Origin of the sequence: [Clostridium] clostridioforme AGR2157, assembly GCF_000424325.1 — a bacterium.
Taxonomy (GTDB): domain Bacteria; phylum Bacillota; class Clostridia; order Lachnospirales; family Lachnospiraceae; genus Enterocloster; species Enterocloster clostridioformis_A.
Map to the genome: position 1 here is coordinate 1 of NZ_AUJR01000126.1, position 1,691 is coordinate 1,691.

The 1,691-nt window shown below is 41.4% G+C and carries 3 protein-coding genes and 1 pseudogene; all 4 read right to left on the bottom strand.

What is annotated here, in order from left to right; translation table 11 throughout:
- Window positions 1-296: IS66 family transposase (locus G614_RS28965; RefSeq protein WP_044918848.1), on the bottom strand; the 296-nt coding region annotated here is incomplete at its 3' end.
- A 57-nt stretch (window positions 297-353) separates the two neighbouring features.
- Window positions 354-419: pseudogene (locus G614_RS35240) on the bottom strand (IS200/IS605 family transposase); the annotation flags it as partial.
- Between the two features lie 188 nt (window positions 420-607).
- Entirely contained in the window at window positions 608-1,219 is a 612-nt protein-coding gene (locus G614_RS0123945; protein ID WP_155245145.1) for an HD domain-containing protein, read from the bottom strand.
- Window positions 1,220-1,237: 18 nt separating this feature from the next.
- Window positions 1,238-1,576, bottom strand: coding sequence for a hypothetical protein (locus tag G614_RS0123950; protein WP_027643884.1), 339 nt, complete (start codon window positions 1,574-1,576; stop codon window positions 1,238-1,240).
- Window positions 1,577-1,691 lie beyond the last annotated feature (115 nt).

The window sequence follows — 1,691 nt, forward strand, 5'->3', positions numbered from 1 at the left end:
CGGCTGGGCTGATAATCGTACAAGCGGATCGGCGGCAGCCCGTCGTTCCCAGACCCATACAGCCACATATAAGACTTGGACTGTGCCGTTTTCCCGTTCTCCTTTAACACCTGGCAGGGCGTTTCGTCCGCATGGATGATGTCCCTCTCCAGTAGATGGTGGCGGAGCTGCTCATATACCGGCCCCATATAGTCCATGCCGCACCGAATGACCCAGTTTGCCAGCGTTGCCCTCAGAATCTTTACGCCCAGCTGTTTCCAGCCCGCCTCCTGACGGTAGAGCGGGATACTGTTCACATGAAGTATCTCACAAAAGTTGGAGTTTTGCTATCCGGTCGATTATAAAGCGCTTACAGTGAACACTATGTGGTATTTGCACATCCACTTTGTATGTGCCATATCATGATTCTTGTGTGCCATTAAAATCACCTTTCCTTTCTTAGATAGTAGCTTGAACAACTCTATTCTAACGGAAAGGCGATTTTTATGCTATAAGCACTTGCTGCACCACCCGCGAAGCAGATGGTTTTCTGTTTCGCGCGTCTCCGTTCCTCACCAGAGAAACTCCAACACACTCAACTGGCTAAAGCCATAATAAAAACAAAGTATTACTTTTCAAAAGTCACAGAATTTACTTCTTCAAAAAGCGTGTATAAATTTATTCCACTTTTTTTTGTAAAATACTTCCATATAGTAAATATAGACTTCCATTTCGGTATTGTGTACTCATTAACACCGTGTCGAAGTGCAACATCGAATAACCGTTTTTCTAATAAGCATACTCCTGCGGGTAAAGCTAAACTATCACATAGCTGAATTAAACGGTCATAATCCGTATATTGTGCATTAAGCAGAATAGAATTAATTTTTTTGTATGTTTCTGCTGGGCAATCATTTTCTCCGCTATATACAGATATATCTTGTATCGGAAAAGAATGTGTAATGCAAATTTGTGCTGCATCTTCATAGCCCTCATTTAAAAGATACTCATAGCCATCAAAAATGTGCATCATAGCTGTTACGCCTTTATATCGTCCTAAATCATGTAACAATCCGATAACTTGTGCAGTCTCTTTATCTAACTTACAGGCAATCGCAATTTCTCCAGCAGCTCTTGCAACTACCTTAGAATGCGCAACCCAAGGACCGGGATTACATTTTTCTGCCCAATTTAGATATGCTTCTGCTTGTTTCAATTCTGGAACTTTGATTATAAACACTCCCTTCTAAATTAACACTTATTTACTCTTATTCTTAACTATTAGTACCAGGATAAATGCAACCATTAAAAAGAGTACAACTAATATAGACGCCATACCTGCAAAAATGTTGATTTTAGAAGCAATTAATCCAACAAGATAGGGCATAATGATTTTTCCAAAACCAGCCATGGTTAATAATGTCCCCATTGCTAAACTGCTTCCCTCCAGTGCTTCACCACATGCTGCAATGGAAGTCGGGTAAACCGGAGCAAAGAAAAATCCAATTCCTACAATAGCTGCGGTAATCAACACTAAATTGCTTGAAAATATAAATATTGAAAACGTAAGCAAAGCACCTATAGCATTGCCTGCCAAAAACCAACCGCTTTTGGCCTTGCCACCGAACTATGGTATCCTGCCAGCCTGACAAAGTATGTAAATTCCGTTGCCCAAGCCCAGGGATATCCGCGTATGGCGACAGCGTCCGTAA